An 18,280-nucleotide genomic window follows, 5' to 3' on the forward strand; every position below is an offset into this window, starting at 1 on the left:
ATTGTTGTTTTCAGAGGGATCTATCGCAATATTATAAAGCTCTGCAGGACGGTCGGGGTAACGTAGTAACTTCCATTCATCAACCCTTATTGCGGCTCTGTTTTCTTTTTTCCAGTAGAGTATTTTATGGGGTTTGCTATCAGAAGTGCTGTTGAGAAAAGGCAGTAGATCAACACCATCAAGGTTATTGTCTTTAGGTAACTCTCCACCCGCAGCCGCAACAAAAGTAGGTAAGAAATCTAGGAAACTCACTGGGTGAGAATATGTAGAGTTAGCAGCAAACTTAGTTGGCCAACGCATAAGCATGGGCACTCGAATACCGCCTTCTAGATGATTGGCTTTGGTACCACTTAATGGATAATTGTTGGAACTATTGGTGTCGCTAGGCCCACCGTTATCATTGGTAAATACGACCAATGTGTTTTCACTTAACCCACTTTTATCAAGGGCATCTAACACTCTACCTATTGCTCTATCCATAGAAAGTGTCATTGCCGCGAGTTGCTGCCGCCTTCCTGTTAATTCTGGAAATGCCTGAATATCAGCCTCATCTGCCTCCATAGGCGTGTGTACAGCCGTGAGCGACAACACTGCGAAAAACGGCGCACTTCGAGTCTGCTGAATATAACTGATGGCTTCGTCAGCAAGCAGATCTGTGAGGTTCTTATGCGCTGTTTCAAAGTTACCAAAACCTCGCTCTAGTCTATTTTGAGGATGAGTGCGCGCGTGCGCTTCATTAATTTCGTAATAGCTTCTTGAACCTCCTCTGAAACCGAAAAAGGTATCGAACCCACGAAATGTGGGATGGTATTTATCCGCATCACCTTGGTGCCATTTACCAAACAAGGCAGTGTGATAGCCAAGCGCTTTGAGGTAGTCAGCCACTGTGACTTCATCGAGTGGCAAGCCCATATCCTCTCCCATTAAACCAGAGGTACTCATGTAGCCGGGTACATTGTTTTCTTCAAAACCGAAACGCTGTTGATACCTTCCCGTGTACAACCCAGCGCGTGAAGGCCCACATACTGCGGCTGTTGTGTAAGCTTGCTCAAAGAATACACTTTGCGCGGCCAATGCATCTAAACGTGGGGTTTTAAAAGTTTGACTTCCTTGAAATCCAAAATCGCCATAACCAGCGTCATCGCTCAGTATAAAAAGAATATTAGGCGGTTGGGTGTTTTGGCTGGCAAATGCTGTATGACATAAACCATTTACACAAATTAGAAGGCAGATACAAAGCCTCAAAAAGTTTTTGATTTTATTCATTGTTTCCTCCTGCTGCCCAAATAGCTCCATTAATCATGAGCTTTTGAAAATTGTCGTCTTGGTAAACGTTATCTCCGTGACCTAGGGTGGTATGAAACACTCTTCCCTGTCCGTAGTTGATTGTGAAGGCAACTGGCTCATGTCTACCAAAGCCATTGTGTTCAGGACTATCAAATGCCGATGCGAGTATGGTGATGTTCTTTGCGGGTCCGCGAAGGCGGTTGTACAACTCGTCTTTAGCGTGTACCCATGTTGGCGCGAAGCTCTGCATAATGGGGTGTTTTGGCTCACGAACTCTTATTGAAAATGCGTGTTTAAAGCCATGTCCTCCAGCGTTTCCGGGTGAGGTATCAGTAACGAGATTATGATTGTTGTCGTAATAAAGGTAAGGCCCATCAGACTCGTTTCTTCCTCCCCAACCACCAAGCCCAATGATTTCGTTGTATTCGCGCCAGTCTGGAAAAGCGTTGTTAGCCGCATGAACTACCACAAAGCCGCCGCCATTCTTTATAAAACGAACGAACGCCTGCTGCGTTGCGTTTGGCCAAGCTGCGGACTTCCAACCAAAGTTTGAAATCACGAGGTCATATTCTGAAAACTCTGGAAAGAACTCATGATCTGTTTCTGGCTGAGTTACAGCAGTGAATTCTGCTGAATTATCCGCAGGATATTGCTCAACCAAGGCGCCACCATTCCACGTATAACGGGTTCGATAGATATCAACCTCAAACCTTCCAGATACTTCTAAAAACTCATGCATTAGATAACTGGTTTTCGGCCAGTTAGCGTGATTGTTTTGCCCATCTACAATCAATACTTTAATACGCGCTGATGTACCGCTGACTGTTCCAAAACCCAATACCAAGCAAGCACTCAAAATCGTTAACACTCTCAATTTAGGGCGCCTCAACGTCATTTTGCATAAGGTTGTTCAAGGTATAGTAAACCTTGTCTACGCTAACCTGACGGCCCTGGGAATCCCGTAATCCAGTGAAGTCTATCTGTACCACTTTGCCAGCGACTAATGGCATGCTAACATCAATTGAGGTGCCATCGTCGAGCAACCTCACGCCTTCAATATTGATATCAACAAGGGCTTCTTTTGGCGACCCGTAGTTACCTGAATAATGGTAGTGCCACTGCTGCGCAGAAAAACTCGCTAATGAGACAGAATCAGCATCCAAGGGCGATGTAAAATTCAGCCTAAAACCAGTTTTAGTTAGCTTGATATCTAGTAACTCGAAAGGTGTTGTGCCGTCCCACACTACTTTTTGAAGTCCGAAAGGTTGAGGCCCCACCGCTCCCCAGCCTCTCGCCGTTTGTCCTATCCAAAGCTGGCCGTGTATGTCAAACTCAGCGCGTATATTCCCGCTTTGAAAACTATTCATGAAGTTGATTACAGCGCCCTGATATTCGCCGTTGACCTTGTCCAGAATCACGCGAAACACATTTGATTGGGTTTGGTCACCAATAAATATCTGTCCGTTAAATGGTCCAAATTTACCGTTGGACACATCCCATTCAGGGTTACCTGGTGAATTGGCTACTTCCACCTGGGGGATCCATACAACAGGCTTTTCGCTCATGTCGTTGAGTTCACCTAATGAAAGGTCGCGAATACGCTCTTCTGTATAGCCCTCAATTTCTATCAATGACACCGGATGCCCATAAAAGCGATTTTCTTTCAGAAGGTGAAGTTTTGAGGTAGGTACCCAATCACCTTGATTATCGGAGAAAAACACCTCGCCAGTAGGACTTGTGCCTATACCCGCTGGCGATCGCAATCCCCACGCGAAAGGTTGATAATCGCCGTTTTGATTTACCTTAAATGCAAAACCTCTGTTACCGCCGGTGGTTCCCATTGCACCTAGCGTGAATGCGTCGGGGTGATTGTGGCTAAGATTAAGGGTGCCGTAATAGTTACCCTCATTGTCTTTTGTGGGGCCAAAGGTAAATTCGTGGTAATTGTCGTTAAACGTCCATTGATTCGCCACAGGTAGGTAACTGTCGGCAGAACCATCATTATCTACATCTAAAATGCGGGTAAGCTCGGGCTTTTGCGCAACAAGTATAGAGCCGTCATCGTCAACCAGTAGCCCTGTGGGCTCGTGCAATCCTTCCGCAAATTTGTGCCAAGTGTCATCAGCGTAAAACCAGACCTCACCAAGGCGCGTAGCAACCCATACTCTTCCCTGTTTGTCGCTGTCTAATCCTGTAATGTGAAACCGTACATCAGGCGGTGTTTCTATTGTATGGATGTGATACCCATCGGGCTTGTAAACACCTTGAGGTGCCTGTTGCGCTTGTGCATTTATTCCACCGAGGCCAATAAACACCCCGAAAACAAAATTGAAATTTAGTTTCATAAAATACTCCATGGGTTTACTGGTCAATTCGGGCCACTATGCTTATTGCCGTGCCTGCTAACAGGCTAGTTTTGGTCTCAGTACTGACCTCATTTAGGCCTGAGCTATCGGTGACAAACCAGCGCAATTTATCGGTTTGTGGTAATTGTAAAAATGTTTGTGAATTTGATTGGGTACTAGTGAGGTTGAAGGTCATTTCAGACCTGTCGTTAGGTCTCATGCTGAGTTCAAGGTGCTGCTCACCAACAGAGAAACTAAATACGGGGTAGTTATCGATAAGCCTATAACCTCGGTAAGTACAGCTCTCGGGCTTGTCATTTGGAGTACCTTCCACAAATGTCAATTGTTTAGGGTAAGTGAAAATGCTTTCGCCTAATGGAATACTCGGATCTTCACCACGCCCCGAAATATTGGGCCCAATGTTCATGAGATCGCCTTTCCAAAGGGCATTGACGCTGCAACTGCGTGTATTAAACCCCACATTAAATTGCTCTGGAAAACCAACAACAAGGGTATAGGGTGGTAAATCTAGCACCCGCTTTCGAAGTATCACTGGTGATTCAATAGAAGTGACATTGAACTGTTTATCGTCTAATACGTTTTGCCCGCGGGTAGACAGAGCAAATAGCTTTAATGTCATATCCAGATTGGTACCCAATAGCACTAAATTACGCTGATTAGGTTTATTATCGCCAGAGCGATACGTTAACCTGAGGTGTTGTTTACCGCGCTTTAGCCTCCATGTGGGGTACCACGGTTTGCCGCCTCTCGTTTGTAATTCACCGTCGATATACACGTTAAACTCGTGAGGGAAGCCCCACTCTAACCATATTTGTGTATCCATATCATTCGGCGCATAAAAATCTCCCTCAAACTCGATGAAGTAGTGCTGGATCTCTGGCATAGAGAAGTCTGCGAGAACCCCAGTTGCCGCACCTGACTTGATCAACTTACTCGCAGTTACAACTCTATCGGACGGACTAACGAGCTGATACAACTTATAGGTTAGCCCTTCAAACCCCTCTTTTCTCGACAATATGTAAGCTACTATTGAGGCAATTTGGCTTTGGGAAAATATACCGCCAAACCCCGGCATACCGGCCATCATGAATCCATTCTCAATATTGTGAGCGATTTGAGAGGGTTGGCCACCATGTACCCAAATGCCATCTTTTAAGTTGAATCCTGTTCCCCCACTTAAATCACTGCCATGACATGAAGCACAGATTTGCTGAAACAGTTGTTTACCTTCATCTATCCTTTCTGATGATGTCATTAGCGATAGAATATGCTCATCCAATTCACTGCTAATTGGCGATTGTGCGGGGTTTTGTCCTTCAGCACTCATTACCGAAAATGAGAACAAGAAAACGCTCAACATACCCCCAAAATACCCGGCGCATTGCCTGAGCAACTGAGTTATCGACGATGCTCTTTGCCTTTTAGAATTCGTAATGATATTCAAAGCCAACTCCTCTCTCAGGTGCGGGAAATCCCACGGCGGTTTGGTACGCTTTATCAAACAAGTTATCCACGGCAAACACTAAGCGCTGATGTGCTGACAATGACATTTGATGGGTAATGTCGATGACAATATGCGAAGGCAAAGTAAGTACCGAGAAATCCCCCGTATGAAGACTCGTCGCCAGTGTTTCACTCATGTACCTCACATTGAGTGCTGACTGATCTCCTTTGGACCATTGATGAGTCATGCTCAGCGTGGCAAGCCAATCTGGTCGTCCCACCAGAGTCACGCCAGATTCAGCAAAGGTATCCGCATAGGTCACGCTGCCGCGTATTGAAGTGTTGCTGTTTAACAAGAAAAGCCCAGTGACTTCTAGCCCTTCACTTTCCACACGCTCTCGATTCACCAAGGAAAACGTCGCGCCATCGAAATCAATCAAGTCGCTATATTGATATTGGAATACTGAAATACTGAACTGCCCCAGCTTCCCCTGCCAATCTGCGCCAAGATCAATGTTTCGCGCTTCCTCTGGCGTTAAATTGCTGTTGCCAATCATCGGGTTGCCCAACGCATAAAGACTTGGCAACTTAAATGCGGTTCCCGCGCTAGCGTAAAGTCGCCAATGGGCATTAACTGTCCAAGTTGCGCCGACATTCCAGGTGGTTTGTGTGTTGATGTTGCGAGTGTCATCGTATCGAGTTGATGCAGAAAGCATAACGTCTTTGGCAACGAACTGGGTGTCTAAAAAACCGGATAAGGTATTGCGCTTATTGGTAAAGTTGGTTGGGATAGTTTGTCCAAACAACAGCATTTCACCGATATTAGAACCTGCTTCTGACTTGTAGTCGGTTCCAAATGTTACATGCCCACTGTCAAACGAGAGATTATGTAGCCAACGCGCTTTTATAAAATCGTAATCATTGTCACTGTTGGTTGGCGGTGCATTGAAGTAAGGCGCAATGCCGGGTGTGATGTTAGTGTCTTGAGCTCGATAGTATTCGACCTGTACCGACCCTGAGTATTGAGTATTCACCTCATAATTATGTCGAATACTGGCCGATAACCACTGCCCTTCTTTATTGTCACTGGGTGATTCTGGGGCGAAACGTGCTCCGCCAGACTGGTCAGGAAAACTGGTGAATTGATAATCATTAAAGGTAACAGCTAGTGAGGTTTCAGCGTCGTTCTTATGTTCGAATGCGCCTCTAAGTGCTAACTCTGCCACTTCCCGCTGACTGCCATCCGGTTGCTTATCGGTGTGCATTAGCGTAGCTCGAACGCCCAGTGAATCCGTTTGCGTTTTATATAGTCCCCACGCACGACCTTTAGGTGCTACACCTGCACTAACCTGAGTGCCGGTTTGAGTGCTGTCGAGGGTAATAAAATTCAGTACACCCGCGATAGCATCTGAGCCATACACCGACGAGCGTCCGCCCTTAGTCAACTCAACGCGGATCACCGAAGACTTTGGAATAGAGCCAAGGTCAAAGCCGCCGCCCCGAGTATCCAAAGGATTGTTGACTTGTACACCATCAATTTGAATGACAATAAAATTTGTTTCAGCACCGCGAACAAAAATGTCTTGCGTATTGCCAGACGGCTTAACCGCTACGCCTGGTATAAATTCCAGTAAATCTAATGCCGAATCACCAGTGAGCTGATTGATTTGTGTTTGTTCCAGAATATAGGTTGATTGCGCCAGTTGATGTGTCGAAACGGGACTAAATTGTCCATATACATCTATCACTTCAACATCGTCACTTTGCCCATGAACCTGAGTGACTGCTGTTATCAATATACACAGTGAAAACTTAATACTGTTTTTCTTCATTACCATTCAGCCTTAATACACATTCCATTTATTGTTAACAAAATTTATCTACCCACCCTATATATTGTTAACAAATGACAGTATACTTCCAACAAAAATATTAACCAAGCATTAACTTATTCCAAATAAAAACAAGGAAAAGAACATGTCTAAAATGCCTGTAAAAACAGTGCTTTTAAGTGCTGTATTAATGGCTCTATCGCCGCTGACAAACGCAGAAACTGCGATTACTGTCAATGTAAATGTTGAACATGCCGTTGGTGGCATATCCGAGTTTGATAGAAAAAAATACATAACAATGCATTCAAACATTCGGGATCAAGATTGGAATGGTGAGGAAGACAAACTTCGATATCTACTCGAGGATTTGGATGTTTACTTTGGCCGTGATAACGGTGGTATCAATTGGTACATGCAACAAGCCGATGAAGATCCGTCACGACCTGGCTATGCCGACCCTGCGTGGATGCAATCACAGGGCGCTTATGTAAGAAACACAGTTTACGGTCAAAACGAATCAGCGCAGCATGATTTAGATGCTAGAAATGACGTAATGATTGGTGGTCAAGCCCACGTATTCTGGCACGGTGCTTCTACTCACCCTTGCTGTGGCGGCTCTAGTTGGGATATTCAAGGGCCTGAAGCCATGGGTGAGTTCATGGGCAGATTCCTAAACGAATTTTACCGAGACGACAATCAAAGCCCTACCCAAGGTGCCAAGCGCCCTACTTATTTAGAAGTCTTGAATGAGCCTCTTTACGAACTGGTCGATACGGGTACTGAAACGACTCTTGCCGTTTTCGAATTCCACAATGATATTGCCCAGGCCGTTAGAGCACAAAACAGCGATGTGATGATAGGTGGCTACACCACTGCCTTTCCCTACTTTGATGAACGAGGTTTTGACCGTTGGCATGAGCGTATGAAGCTGTTTATTGATACCAGCGGCGAACACATGGACTTCTTTTCTATTCACCTTTACGACTTTGAAACCCTGTATCAATCAGACACTTTTGACTATCAAGGTCCGTTTAATTTCAAGGGCAGTCGAATCAGTGCCACACTCGACATGATGGAACAATACAGCTATCTCACTTTGGGTGAGATAAAACCCTACATCATTTCTGAATATGGTGGTCGAGATCATGAACTTGAAGCGGCGGAGTGGTCGCCGTTAAGAGATTGGCACTTTGTTAAAGCGTTCACTCCTATGATGATGCAGTTTATGGAACGCCCCGACGTTATGCTAAAAACCATTCCATTTACATTGGTAAAAGCATCTTGGGCTGACGAAATTTACGATTGGAGGCTACTGCGCCAAGCCAACGAACTTGAGGGTGAAACCGGAGAAGAATGGGTATTCACCGAATTTGTGAAATTCTACGAGCTGTGGTCAGACGTAAATGGCACGCGGGTAGATACACTCTCAACAAACCCAGATGTACTGGTTGATGCCTATGTTGACGGTGACAAAGTTTACGTTGTCGTAAGTAATCTCGTTAAAGACCCTCAAACGTTAGATTTAAGCTTATTTGGTGCGATGGATGCTGAAGTAGAATCAGTGTCAGTTAAACATCTTCACCTGCAAGGTGATGCCCCGGTGTTAGCAACTTCACAAGCAGAATCATTAGCACAGTTTGAATTGGCCTCAGAAGCAAGTGCAATTATTACCTTTGATTTTGACAGTAACTTAACCATTAATGAACAGTCTAACGAAACCAAATACTATGCTGACAGTTACCTCAAGGAAATTCAGGCAAACCAAGCCTTAACTTTTAATATTAATGAAGTGCAGAAATCGGAGTTTGGTGAAGCTTACCTGCGTTTAAGTATGGGCAGAGAGCATGGTTTGTCACTTACACCAACAGTGAGTATTAATGGTACGCCAGTGACTATTGCTACTGACTTTAGCGGCGATGATCAAAATAAGCGCGATCAGTTTTTTGGTTCGCTAGACATTCCAGTCCCTTATGCCTTGCTTCAACAAAACAACCAAATTTCGGTGACCTTTGCTGACAATGGTGGCCACGTGAGTTCTGCCACACTCGCCGTATTCTCATTCAGTAGTGACCTACGCGCTAGCGAGGACACGCTAGCGCCGCCAGTGGTTTCAGCGTCAAACCAGAGCCTGTCCTCTTCCACCTTTTCGTCGGGAGATGGTGAACAGATCGTAATGAAGTTCTCCATACAAGCCGATACAAACGGTGCAGAGTTGCACAGCCTCAATGTTGTCAGTAGTGGAGAAATTGACGAAACATCGGATCTGAGTTTCGTTCGTTTATATCAAGACGTAAACGGTGACGAATCGTTGGTAACCTTTGTACAAAGCGCCTACTACTCTCAGGACAACGGAGAGATTCAATTCATGCTTAACCAGCCCATTACGCTGAATGCGGGAGAAAACATCTTCCACATTACTTACGACTTCTGAGGGAAAAACAATCATGCGACGTATTTTTAAACGCCTAATTTCTGTTTGTTCAATAGCCCTAATTACTGCCATAGCTGGCTGTGGAGGTGGTAGTGGTAATAGCGGTGATAGTATTGATGACACACCAGTACCACAACCAACAACGTCAAGCTTTACCGTATCAGTGTCAGCAGTGGACGTGCGCCACGTGGCGACACAAGCAGAAATTGCTGTCGACGTAAGTCAACTTACCAACACACTCACTTTAGCAAGCGAATAACAACAACAAGCGTAAGCAAAAACGCCCGATATGACTGTCGGGCGTTTTTATTTAACTCGTACTAGATATTTGAATCGACGGATAACATCCATCCTGTTGTTGGAGATGCGCTCTGACGCCGTAGGTTTCAAAAACCTGCTGTTGTTTAAGCACCTCATCGCTACTACCGGATGCAACAACTCTTCCTTGATTCAATAAATACAAACGGTCCGAAAAGCTGGCGGCTAAGGCTAAATCATGGAGTACGGCAACCACGCCAACGCCCCTATCAGCCAACTTTGTTGCAATCCTCATTACTTCGTATTGGTGATATAAATCGAGACTGGAGGTTGGCTCGTCAATGAATAGATAAGGCCGCTCGCTGAGATTGTCGTGTAGCACTGGTAGTATTTGATTGACCACTCTGGCTAGTTGAACACGTTGCTTTTGACCTCCTGACAGTGAATTAAAATTTTTGTCTTTTAACTCATAAACGTCGGTCATTCTCATTGCTTGCTCACTGAAATCAACCAACTGCTTTTTACTGAATGCTTCGGCGTGAACGAAACTTGCCATCTCGACAACTTCCTTCACAAGAAAATCAAACATTAGTTCGTAACTTTGGGTCATGACAGCACGAAGTGACGCAAGTGTTTTATCAGAGTAACTGCTCACGTCGGTTCCATTCATTTTTGCATTACCTGAAGAAAGAGCAACGTCTCCACTCAATGCTTTTAACGCAGTGGATTTTCCCGCGCCGTTCGGCCCCAGCAGCGTTACCACCTCACCGCGATTCACTTGAATATTACAGTTGTCCAACGCCGTAAAACGACCAAACTGAACACTCGCATTTATTAGTTCAATCATTGGTTACCTCAGCGACTTATAACTTTTAAGGAGTACGGCCAGAAAGAAAGGACCACCAATAGCACTGGTCACTAAACCAATGGGAAGTTCGGACGGCAACACAATAGTGCGTGCAACCAGATCAGCCACCGAAAGAAGCAGCCCTCCGAAAATGATACAACCGGGCATAAGAAACCGATGATCTGGGCCGATAACCATTCTTAGTAAATGGGGTACAATAAAGCCCACGAAACCTATCATTCCACAAATTGCTACACTTGCTCCAACCGCTAATGCAGTAAACAAGAACACTTGCTTTTTGAGCTTTGTCACACTAATACCAAGGTGTTTGGCTTGGTTTTCGCCCAGCAAATAGAGGTTGAGCGGTGTGGCAAGGCGCACCATAGCGATGGATGAAACAACAATGAAAATCAATGATGGAGTCATCAAAGACCAAGAATTTCCAGACAAGGACCCCATGTTCCAAAAGGTCATATCTCGAAGCTCTTGATCATTGCTTATGTAAGTTAAGAAACCGGTAATGGACGCAACTATGGCGTTAACCGCTATCCCAGCAAGTAAAATACTTATTACGCTGAAGGTTCCTTGTCCACTACTCAACCGGTAGATAAACAGACAAACCAATGCACACCCCAAAAAAGCGCCTACCGGCAACGCATACAGACCAAATTGCGCCACAAATCCAGACAACAAGGTGTTACCAAACACAATCACAAGAATCGCACCCAGTACGGCGCCGCTAGACACACCAATGAGGCCAGGATCTGCAAGTGGATTTCTAAAAATCGCCTGCATTGCAGCACCACTCACACTGAGTCCTGCACCCACAACAAACGCTAAAACAAGGCGTGGAATTCTAATTTCCCATAGAATCACACTCTCCATGTTACCAGTCTCACTTCTAATTAAGAGAGAGAGCAAATCAGAAAAATCGATATTCACACCGCCGATGGTGGCGCTCGTAAAAAGCACTACCACACTCAAGACCACTAGCAACGGAAACAGTATTTGACGTGACTTTTCTCTAGCCAACGCTTGGTTGTTGAGTGCTAACATTTATTCACCCGTTTGTGGTGGATAGAAGAGAGCGTAATGGCGGGGCAAGCTAGCTTGAGGATGCAATTTAGTGGCAAGGTCAATCACTGCTTTTGGTGTGGTTGGTCCCATGCCAAGTAAAAAGCTTCCGTTAACCACGAAAACACGATTATTTTTAACCGCATTGCTAAATCTGAAATGAGGGAGTTCTGCCAATTTATCGGTATTGTGTTGACCTGCTCTACCCATGGTAATAATAACATCTGGGTTAAGCGGCACGGCAGCTTCTGTTGATAGTGGCTTCCACCCTTCTAGTTCACTAGCAACATTTACTGCACCCGCAGCGTTAATGACATCATGGGCAGAAGTACCAGCGCCACTGACAATGGGAGATCCGCCTCGCAAACTCAACACAAAAAGTACTTTGGGTGCTTCTTCTACTTGATTAACTATATAGCTGAGTGCTGCCTTATCAGCTTTCACTTCGTCAACTAGAGCGTCTCCGGCATCTTCAGCGCCCAACAATCCGGCGATAGTCTGTATTTTTTGTTCGATGCCAGAAAAATTGTCGTGCTCAGAAATGAGCTCAATCTGCAGTTCGGTGTCTGTAAGCTGTTGAATTACTTTTTCTGGACCCGCATCGCTCTCACCTATCAATAAACTCGGACTGAGTGACAACACACCTTCCGGGGATAGTTGGCGTACATAGCCAATCTGAGGTTTATCCTGAGCTGATGCAGGATAAACGCTAGTTGAATCAACGCCGACAAGAGTATCCTGTTGCCCTAGTGCATAAATTATTTCGGTAATAGAACCACCGGCCGCAACCACTCGAGGGGATTTGACTTCCTCACTGTGCACTACGAAAGAGAAACACATCAACACGCTAAAAAGCGCCAATTTTTGTCTAGCAAATCTTGTAAAAAGCATATCCAAACACTCAATCTTTTTAAATTACTAGAAAATGATAACAATTCGCATTAGCATTAACAAAGGGTTTTTTTAGTATTTTTTAAAAGGAGACACACAAATGCCACTCTATTCTGAGTATCAAAAAATTAAATCTGATCACCCACAAATGAGGATGGTTGACGCGGCAAAGCAACTAAATGTTAGTGAAGCAGAACTACTACAATCGTGTGTCGGTAATGGCACAGTGAGGCTGAACAATGACTTTGGTGGTATTTTGAAGTCACTCAAACAACTTGGGAAAGTCATGGCGCTCGCACGCAATGCAGAGGTGGTGACAGAAATTTCAGGCAACTATGAAAAGGTGTATGTTCAAAACGAAAACGACAGATTAAAAGGAATAGCCATAAATCCAGGTGGTATTGATTTACGATTTTTCTTTGATCACTGGCACAGCGCCTTCGCAACTCAAGTGGGTGCCCTCAAAAGTATTCAATTTTTCGATAAATATGGTGATGCCATTCAAAAGATTTATCTCAAAAACACTGAGAGCGACAATGTATACAACGATATTGTGAACAAATACAAAAACGATAATCAAAGTACGCCGCTAGTGTTATCGACGCCTCCTCAAGTTACTGACACTTCCCTTGCAGATAACGAAGTTGATGTTGCAAAACTAGAATCCGCGTGGGAAAAGATGACCGATGTTCACCAATTTCCCGCCCTTTTAAAAGCCCATAACGTCAGTCGCCACCAAGCCATGAAACTCATCAGTGACAAGTGGTCAAAAGAGGTTTCTCCAAACTGTCTTGATTCGCTTTTGCAACAAGCTAAAAGTGGAAAAGAGGAAATTATGGCCTTCGTGGGCAACAAAGGCATTGTTCAAATCTTTAGTGGCAGGGTTAACTTATTAAAACCAATGGGTGATTGGTTTAATGTTCTCGATCCAGACTTCAATTTACATGTGAACACCAAAGGCCTTCAAAAAGCTTACATAGTGCATAAACCCACTGACAACGGCGATGTGACCGTAAGCTCAGTTGAGTTTTTGAATGACAAGAACGAAACCGTCTTGACGTTTTTTGGTAGTCGTACCGAAGGTAAAGTACAAACTGAAGGGTGGAAGCGCATTATCAATACATTACTTTCAGACAATACCCTAGCCGCGTAGCCCTACTCTCATAGCCCAGCAAACCTTGAATTTGTTGGGCTGAAACACATTTCGTACTTCTCCCCCAAATTAGTTATTGATAATCATTATCATTTGCATTACGATCCTGAAAAATTAGAAAACACACTAGGACACAACATGCGTTATCAAAAAACTACTCTGTCTCTTGCAATAGCACTCTCTTTATCGCTATCTGCTGGTGCCGAGGAATACACTAGCGAAGAGACTCTCACTGTAACAGGAAGTAGATTGGAACAGTCTATCAACGACGTTTCAGGCACAGTGACCGTAATAGACGCTGCCGAGGTCGAGACAATTCAAGCAACTGATATTGGTGACCTACTCGACTACACACCTGGTGTAAACGTAGAGACAGATTCTCGCTATGGCATTAGAAGTATCAATATTCGCGGTTTAGAAGGGAACTACGTAAAGATTAAGGTAGATAACGTTAACGCTCCCGCCGAGTTTGAGAGCGGACAGTCATTTATTGCCTCTTCGAGAATAGACCTTGATATCGATATGATCCGCTCAGTAGAAATTACCCGAGGCCCTGCATCGGCGAGCCAAGGTAGTGACGCCATTGGTGGGTTAGTGATGTTTACGACTAAAAACGCCAGTGACTTTCTAGGAAATGAGGATGGTTTTGGTGGTCACGTAAAGTTCTTGTATGACGACAGTACCGACGGATTCAGGCAGTCTTATGCCCTCGCCCACCGCGAAGGTAACTTAGACACAGTACTAAGTTATAGCCAAGCAAGTTTTGGCGCGGTAGAAGATTACTTCATGAATTTTAAGGAAAGTGTCGACCCCAAATCAGTACTGGTTAAAACCACCTATTTCCTAAACAACGAGGACTATATTCGCTTCTCGTTAGACTACAACGAAACCGACAGCTTTGCTGACATTGAAGATGAAACGGATGGTCAATTCGAATACACCAATGATACGAGCAAGCGACTTCGCTATGGCTTGCAGTATCAGGGTACGTTTAACAATGCATTTGTAGACACAGTACTGGCACAAGTAGATTGGCAGGAAAAAGACCAGTCAGCACAAACCTATCGCTGGGCTGGACCAAGTTACTACAACCCCACAGCTGAGCCTATAGGCGAGCTAAAGGACTATGGCTACACTGAAGAAGGTTACGCTATTGATCTTCAGTTAAATAAAACGTTGGGTAATCACCAGATCGCCTACGGTGCGACTTACATATCCACTGAATACACTAACGTGAACATTACCTATGACGACACGGATTTTGATGGTAATTACGATGACAACACGGAACTGTTTTACTACATTCCATCAGCGGACGCGAAATCACTGGGTATCTTCTTTATTGACCAGATATCCCTGCTAGACGGCGATTTACTGCTTTCTCCTAGTATTCGCTACGACAGTTTTGAACTCGATCCTTTTGATACGGATCCAAACGCAGGCGATATCGCCTTTACAGGTTACTCTTCAACCAATGTTTATGAATCATTTGATGATTCAGAAGTTACCGTTAAATTAGGGGCGGTATACAAAATTGAAGAGGATACCCGTGTATTCGCACAGTTCGCGCAAGGGTTTCGCGCACCAGACTTTAACCAGCTTTACTACTCTTTCGCGAATGACAGAGGCGGATACAAGTACCAACCAAACACTGAGCTAAAGTCAGAATTTAGTGATTCTTACGAGTTTGGAGTACGTCACAATAACGATTTCGTTAGCGTAGAGGCATCATTGTTCTATAGTGATTTCAAAGACTTTATTGATACTGCCTCTGATTTTTCAGATCCCAGCTATCCGTTTGGTATTTACTATCGCGATAACATCGCAGAAGCGACTATCAAAGGTTTTGAAGTTACCTCAACCTTTGAAACTGGCCAGCTAATTGAAGGCTCATGGGCAACCTTAGCCATTTCGAATTCTCAGGGTGAAGATGGCGATGGCAATGCACTCGCAAGTGTTACACCTTGGACGGCAGCGTTTAGCTTTAACTACGATAGCAGTGACGATTTCTGGGGTTTAAGCTTACGAGTTAAACACTACAGTGCTGCAAGTACCAATGACTTTGACGAGACGGCTCAATTTATACCTGATGCAGAGTCGATTATTGACCTGACAGCCTACGTTCGTCCAATGGATGGATTGACACTCCGTGCAGGTATATACAACCTAACGGACGAAAAATGGTATCGCTGGAGTACTATCCGTGATGTGGCACCAGCTGGCGGGTTAGACACCTACGCCGAGGCGAAACGCAGCTTTACTCTGACCGCTAAATACGAGTTCTAAATAGGGAAATTAAATCTAGAACGCCCGAGGAGTCATTCACACCCTCGGGCATTCTCTAAGAATACCACAAAGAGTCAATCACGGTATCGCGACAAATCAAGCCACAACTCAGGCCGTTCAAGAGGTGTTTGTTCAGGTAATAGTGGATTTCCAATATTGATGACATGTCGCTCGTGTAAGCGAGATTCAAGAATACTGTCTCGATAATGCTTATCAAAAATTTCATCCAACATTCCGTTTTTAACCATCTTTTCCAAACCCCATGTTAAACGCTCTGCCAATCTGGGATACTTTGGAGACACAAACATGTAAAACGGTGAAGGAATATAAAGCGCTATTTTAGGAGCTACCGACAGGTTGGGATACTCAGTCTTTCGCACTGAGAGCTCATCATAAATCTCATGTACGCCCCTAGGTATATAGTCAAACCTGCCTTTTTCTAGCATACCAAAAAGCGCTTCATAGGAATAAACACTGGCCACCGGAAAATCCAAGTGAGTCATAATGTCCCATGTTGCCCAGTTGCGATGTAGCCCAACAGTTTGCTTTTTCAACTGCTCAGCCGAGTGGATAGAAGCAAACAACTCTGCGCTCTGCTGTTTCACAGCGAGTAAACGATAGGCTAACACGCCTTTGCGCAGAGGAATTCGAATGGGAATGGTTTTTTCCTCCCACTCTTTAGTCGTTACCACCATGACTACGTTCAAATAATCTCCATCAGAAAGCATATCGATGGTTCGGTTATTTGGCAGCAATGCCTCCGCAACTTTGATCTCATAGTCACCATACTTTTCTTCAGATAACGTCAACGCGGTTTCCAGAATTTCGTAGGGATAAAAAGAACGAGTGTCCTGTTCTGAGTGGCGTTTATTTACGATAACGATATCTTTGGCAGTAGCGGTTTGTACAAAGGACAATACTGTTACTAACACACATACTAAAACGTACTTTTGCATTTTACCGGTTCACTCCAGACTGCCCACTACATCAACGCCATAACATAACGTGTAATTGCTCTTCTTGCCAATAACTAGTAGTTAAGGCGCTAATCATTCATACAACTTATAATTCAACCCATATTTTTGTTTATTCATCTCAACCACTAATTGCTAGAGCACATTTTATCTATCTGATTTATATAGGGGTATTGCATTACTACTGATTACTATTTAGTCTGGGTATTCAGTTCAATTAATAACCAAAAGACAGAGATAGCTATGAAACGTGAAATACAAAACTTACCTCCTGTAGACTCATCACGCCGAAAATGGCTTAAAACTGTCGGTATCGGAGCGGGTGCCGCTGCCCTAACAGCGTGTGTTGATGCAGGTGTCCAGGAACTTAGTGCTGCTGGGATGAAGACCGATCATTTTCCTTCGGCTACGCCCAATCTAAATGACGGGCTCATTCGCTTGTCTTCTAACGAAAACGCATTCGGCCCTTCGGCGAAAGCGGTAGAAGCGATGCAAGGCGAGCTATTTAATTTATGTCGTTACTCAGACGCGACAGTTGATGTACTAGCGAAAAAAATTGCAGCACAAGAAGGGGTGTCGCCAGAGCAAATCGTTGTTACTAATGGCTCATCGCCAATACTATTCGGCTACGCTGACTGGATCACAAAAAGCGGTAACAAGTTGGTGACGTCTATGGCCACGTATGAAGGTATTCCTCGAGGCGCTGAGTTCATGGGCGCTGACGTTACCTATGTACCTTTAGATGCCAATATGGATTTTGATTTGGACGCCATAGAGGCCGCAGTCACTGAAGACACAACAGCCGTTTATATCTGTAACCCGAATAACCCAACGGGTCGCACGCTAGACGCCGCGAAGCTGACTGCGTTTGCAAAAAGAGTATCTCAAAAAGCGCAGGTATTTATTGACGAAGCTTATATAGAAATGACTGATGCGTATCCTTCAAATATTCAATCAAGCTTAGTTGCTGAAGGTTACAACGTAGTGATTTGCCGTACATTCTCAAAAATTCATGCCATGGCCGGACAACGTCTTGGCTACGCAATAATGCCTGCCGAACAAGCAAAACAAATGGGTAGAATGCTAAGAATGGGCGGTGTTAACTACCTTGGATTAGTTGCAGGTATTGCTAGTATGGAAGACCTCGAAAATCTGAACAATATGCGTAGTATGGTTGCCACAGAGCGAGCCAAACTCACTGCAGTTGCTGAAGCATTGGGCCGCCCCTATGCTAAAAACCCTCAGGGTAACTTCATCTACATGGACACAGGCATGCCTCATGATGAATTTGCAGCGAAAATGCGTACATTGGGTGTGAAAGTCGTTGGTCGAACTTGGCCCGGCTATGACACTTGGTCTCGAATCAGCGTTGGAACACCGTCGGAAACTGATGCGTGTGTTGAGGCGCTAAAAGCGGTTTACGCATAGTATTAACACC

Annotated in this window: 14 protein-coding genes; 5 read left to right on the forward strand and 9 right to left on the reverse strand. The window is 44.5% G+C overall.

Features of this window, described 5'->3' with window-relative positions; all coding sequences use genetic code 11:
* The 5 genes from EYS00_RS07940 to EYS00_RS07960 all read right to left on the reverse strand — a co-directional run.
* Positions 1–1,266 (reverse strand): sulfatase-like hydrolase/transferase (locus tag EYS00_RS07940; protein ID WP_130636032.1); only part of this gene is annotated, 1,266 nt, incomplete at its 3' end.
* Positions 1,259–2,155, reverse strand: a complete 897-nt coding sequence (locus tag EYS00_RS07945) for a ThuA domain-containing protein (protein WP_242618722.1) — start codon at positions 2,153–2,155, stop codon at positions 1,259–1,261. The genes EYS00_RS07945 and EYS00_RS07940, both read right to left, overlap by 8 nt.
* A 7-nt stretch (positions 2,156–2,162) precedes the next feature.
* Positions 2,163–3,632, reverse strand: coding sequence for a hypothetical protein (locus tag EYS00_RS07950; RefSeq protein WP_130636034.1), 1,470 nt, complete (start codon positions 3,630–3,632; stop codon positions 2,163–2,165).
* 16 nt (positions 3,633–3,648) lie between these two features.
* Complete coding sequence (locus EYS00_RS07955; RefSeq protein ID WP_130636035.1) at positions 3,649–5,013, reverse strand: c-type cytochrome; 1,365 nt, start codon at positions 5,011–5,013, stop codon at positions 3,649–3,651.
* A 61-nt stretch (positions 5,014–5,074) separates the two neighbouring features.
* Positions 5,075–6,928, reverse strand: coding sequence for a TonB-dependent siderophore receptor (locus tag EYS00_RS07960; RefSeq protein WP_165399338.1), 1,854 nt, complete (start codon positions 6,926–6,928; stop codon positions 5,075–5,077).
* A gap of 145 nt (positions 6,929–7,073) precedes the next feature.
* Here EYS00_RS07960 and EYS00_RS07965 point away from each other — a divergent pair, with 145 nt between their 5' ends.
* Both EYS00_RS07965 and EYS00_RS07970 read left to right on the forward strand, forming a co-directional pair.
* Positions 7,074–9,359, forward strand: coding sequence for a beta-agarase (locus tag EYS00_RS07965; RefSeq protein WP_242618703.1), 2,286 nt, complete (start codon positions 7,074–7,076; stop codon positions 9,357–9,359).
* A 13-nt stretch (positions 9,360–9,372) separates the two neighbouring features.
* The gene (locus EYS00_RS07970) at positions 9,373–9,618 is read left to right on the forward strand and encodes a hypothetical protein (RefSeq protein WP_130636037.1); all 246 of its coding nucleotides are present in this window, start codon (positions 9,373–9,375) and stop codon (positions 9,616–9,618) included.
* Between the two features lie 51 nt (positions 9,619–9,669).
* Here the strand turns inward: EYS00_RS07970 and EYS00_RS07975 are convergent, their stop codons facing one another.
* Genes EYS00_RS07975 through EYS00_RS07985 form a run of 3 tightly spaced genes read right to left on the reverse strand, consistent with a single transcriptional unit; the run spans position 9,670 to position 12,429 of the window.
* Positions 9,670–10,464: a heme ABC transporter ATP-binding protein gene (locus EYS00_RS07975; protein WP_130636038.1), complete on the reverse strand. Its 795-nt coding sequence runs from the start codon at positions 10,462–10,464 to the stop codon at positions 9,670–9,672.
* Between the two features lie 3 nt (positions 10,465–10,467).
* On the reverse strand, positions 10,468–11,520 hold the full coding sequence (locus EYS00_RS07980) for an iron ABC transporter permease (protein WP_130636039.1): 1,053 nt from the start codon (positions 11,518–11,520) through the stop codon (positions 10,468–10,470).
* Entirely contained in the window at positions 11,521–12,429 is a 909-nt protein-coding gene (locus EYS00_RS07985) for a hemin ABC transporter substrate-binding protein (protein ID WP_242618704.1), read from the reverse strand.
* Positions 12,430–12,529: 100 nt separating this feature from the next.
* Between EYS00_RS07985 and EYS00_RS07990 the strand changes: the two genes are divergently transcribed.
* Both EYS00_RS07990 and EYS00_RS07995 read left to right on the forward strand, forming a co-directional pair.
* Positions 12,530–13,582: a hemin-degrading factor gene (locus tag EYS00_RS07990; RefSeq protein WP_130636040.1), complete on the forward strand. Its 1,053-nt coding sequence runs from the start codon at positions 12,530–12,532 to the stop codon at positions 13,580–13,582.
* A gap of 138 nt (positions 13,583–13,720) precedes the next feature.
* The gene (locus EYS00_RS07995) at positions 13,721–15,868 is read left to right on the forward strand and encodes a TonB-dependent hemoglobin/transferrin/lactoferrin family receptor (RefSeq protein ID WP_130636041.1); all 2,148 of its coding nucleotides are present in this window, start codon (positions 13,721–13,723) and stop codon (positions 15,866–15,868) included.
* 74 nt (positions 15,869–15,942) lie between these two features.
* Here EYS00_RS07995 and EYS00_RS08000 read toward each other — a convergent pair whose 3' ends face one another.
* Positions 15,943–16,824, reverse strand: coding sequence for an ABC transporter substrate-binding protein (locus EYS00_RS08000; RefSeq protein ID WP_130636042.1), 882 nt, complete (start codon positions 16,822–16,824; stop codon positions 15,943–15,945).
* Positions 16,825–17,085: 261 nt separating this feature from the next.
* Here EYS00_RS08000 and EYS00_RS08005 point away from each other — a divergent pair, with 261 nt between their 5' ends.
* A complete protein-coding gene (locus tag EYS00_RS08005; RefSeq protein WP_130636043.1) occupies positions 17,086–18,270 on the forward strand; it encodes a histidinol-phosphate transaminase in 1,185 nt (394 codons plus the stop codon).
* Positions 18,271–18,280: the final 10 nt, after the last annotated feature.

The organism is Alteromonas sp. KUL49, from assembly GCF_006538345.1.
In the GTDB taxonomy this organism is placed as follows: Bacteria; Pseudomonadota; Gammaproteobacteria; order Enterobacterales; family Alteromonadaceae; genus Alteromonas.

Excerpts from the sequence above, each read along its gene's own strand:
- EYS00_RS07960 (WP_165399338.1), bottom strand. The coding sequence starts at position 6,928 with ATGAAGAAAAACAGTATTAAGTTTTCACTGTGTATATTGATAACAGCA.
- EYS00_RS07995 (WP_130636041.1), top strand. The coding sequence starts at position 13,721 with ATGCGTTATCAAAAAACTACTCTGTCTCTTGCAATAGCACTCTCTTTA.
- EYS00_RS08005 (WP_130636043.1), top strand. The coding sequence starts at position 17,086 with ATGAAACGTGAAATACAAAACTTACCTCCTGTAGACTCATCACGCCGA.
- EYS00_RS07970 (WP_130636037.1), top strand. The coding sequence starts at position 9,373 with ATGCGACGTATTTTTAAACGCCTAATTTCTGTTTGTTCAATAGCCCTA.
- EYS00_RS07985 (WP_242618704.1), bottom strand. The coding sequence starts at position 12,429 with ATGCTTTTTACAAGATTTGCTAGACAAAAATTGGCGCTTTTTAGCGTG.
- EYS00_RS08000 (WP_130636042.1), bottom strand. The coding sequence starts at position 16,824 with ATGCAAAAGTACGTTTTAGTATGTGTGTTAGTAACAGTATTGTCCTTT.
- EYS00_RS07990 (WP_130636040.1), top strand. The coding sequence starts at position 12,530 with ATGCCACTCTATTCTGAGTATCAAAAAATTAAATCTGATCACCCACAA.
- EYS00_RS07965 (WP_242618703.1), top strand. The coding sequence starts at position 7,074 with ATGTCTAAAATGCCTGTAAAAACAGTGCTTTTAAGTGCTGTATTAATG.
- EYS00_RS07955 (WP_130636035.1), bottom strand. The coding sequence starts at position 5,013 with ATGTTGAGCGTTTTCTTGTTCTCATTTTCGGTAATGAGTGCTGAAGGA.
- EYS00_RS07950 (WP_130636034.1), bottom strand. The coding sequence starts at position 3,632 with ATGAAACTAAATTTCAATTTTGTTTTCGGGGTGTTTATTGGCCTCGGT.
- EYS00_RS07980 (WP_130636039.1), bottom strand. The coding sequence starts at position 11,520 with ATGTTAGCACTCAACAACCAAGCGTTGGCTAGAGAAAAGTCACGTCAA.
- EYS00_RS07975 (WP_130636038.1), bottom strand. The coding sequence starts at position 10,464 with ATGATTGAACTAATAAATGCGAGTGTTCAGTTTGGTCGTTTTACGGCG.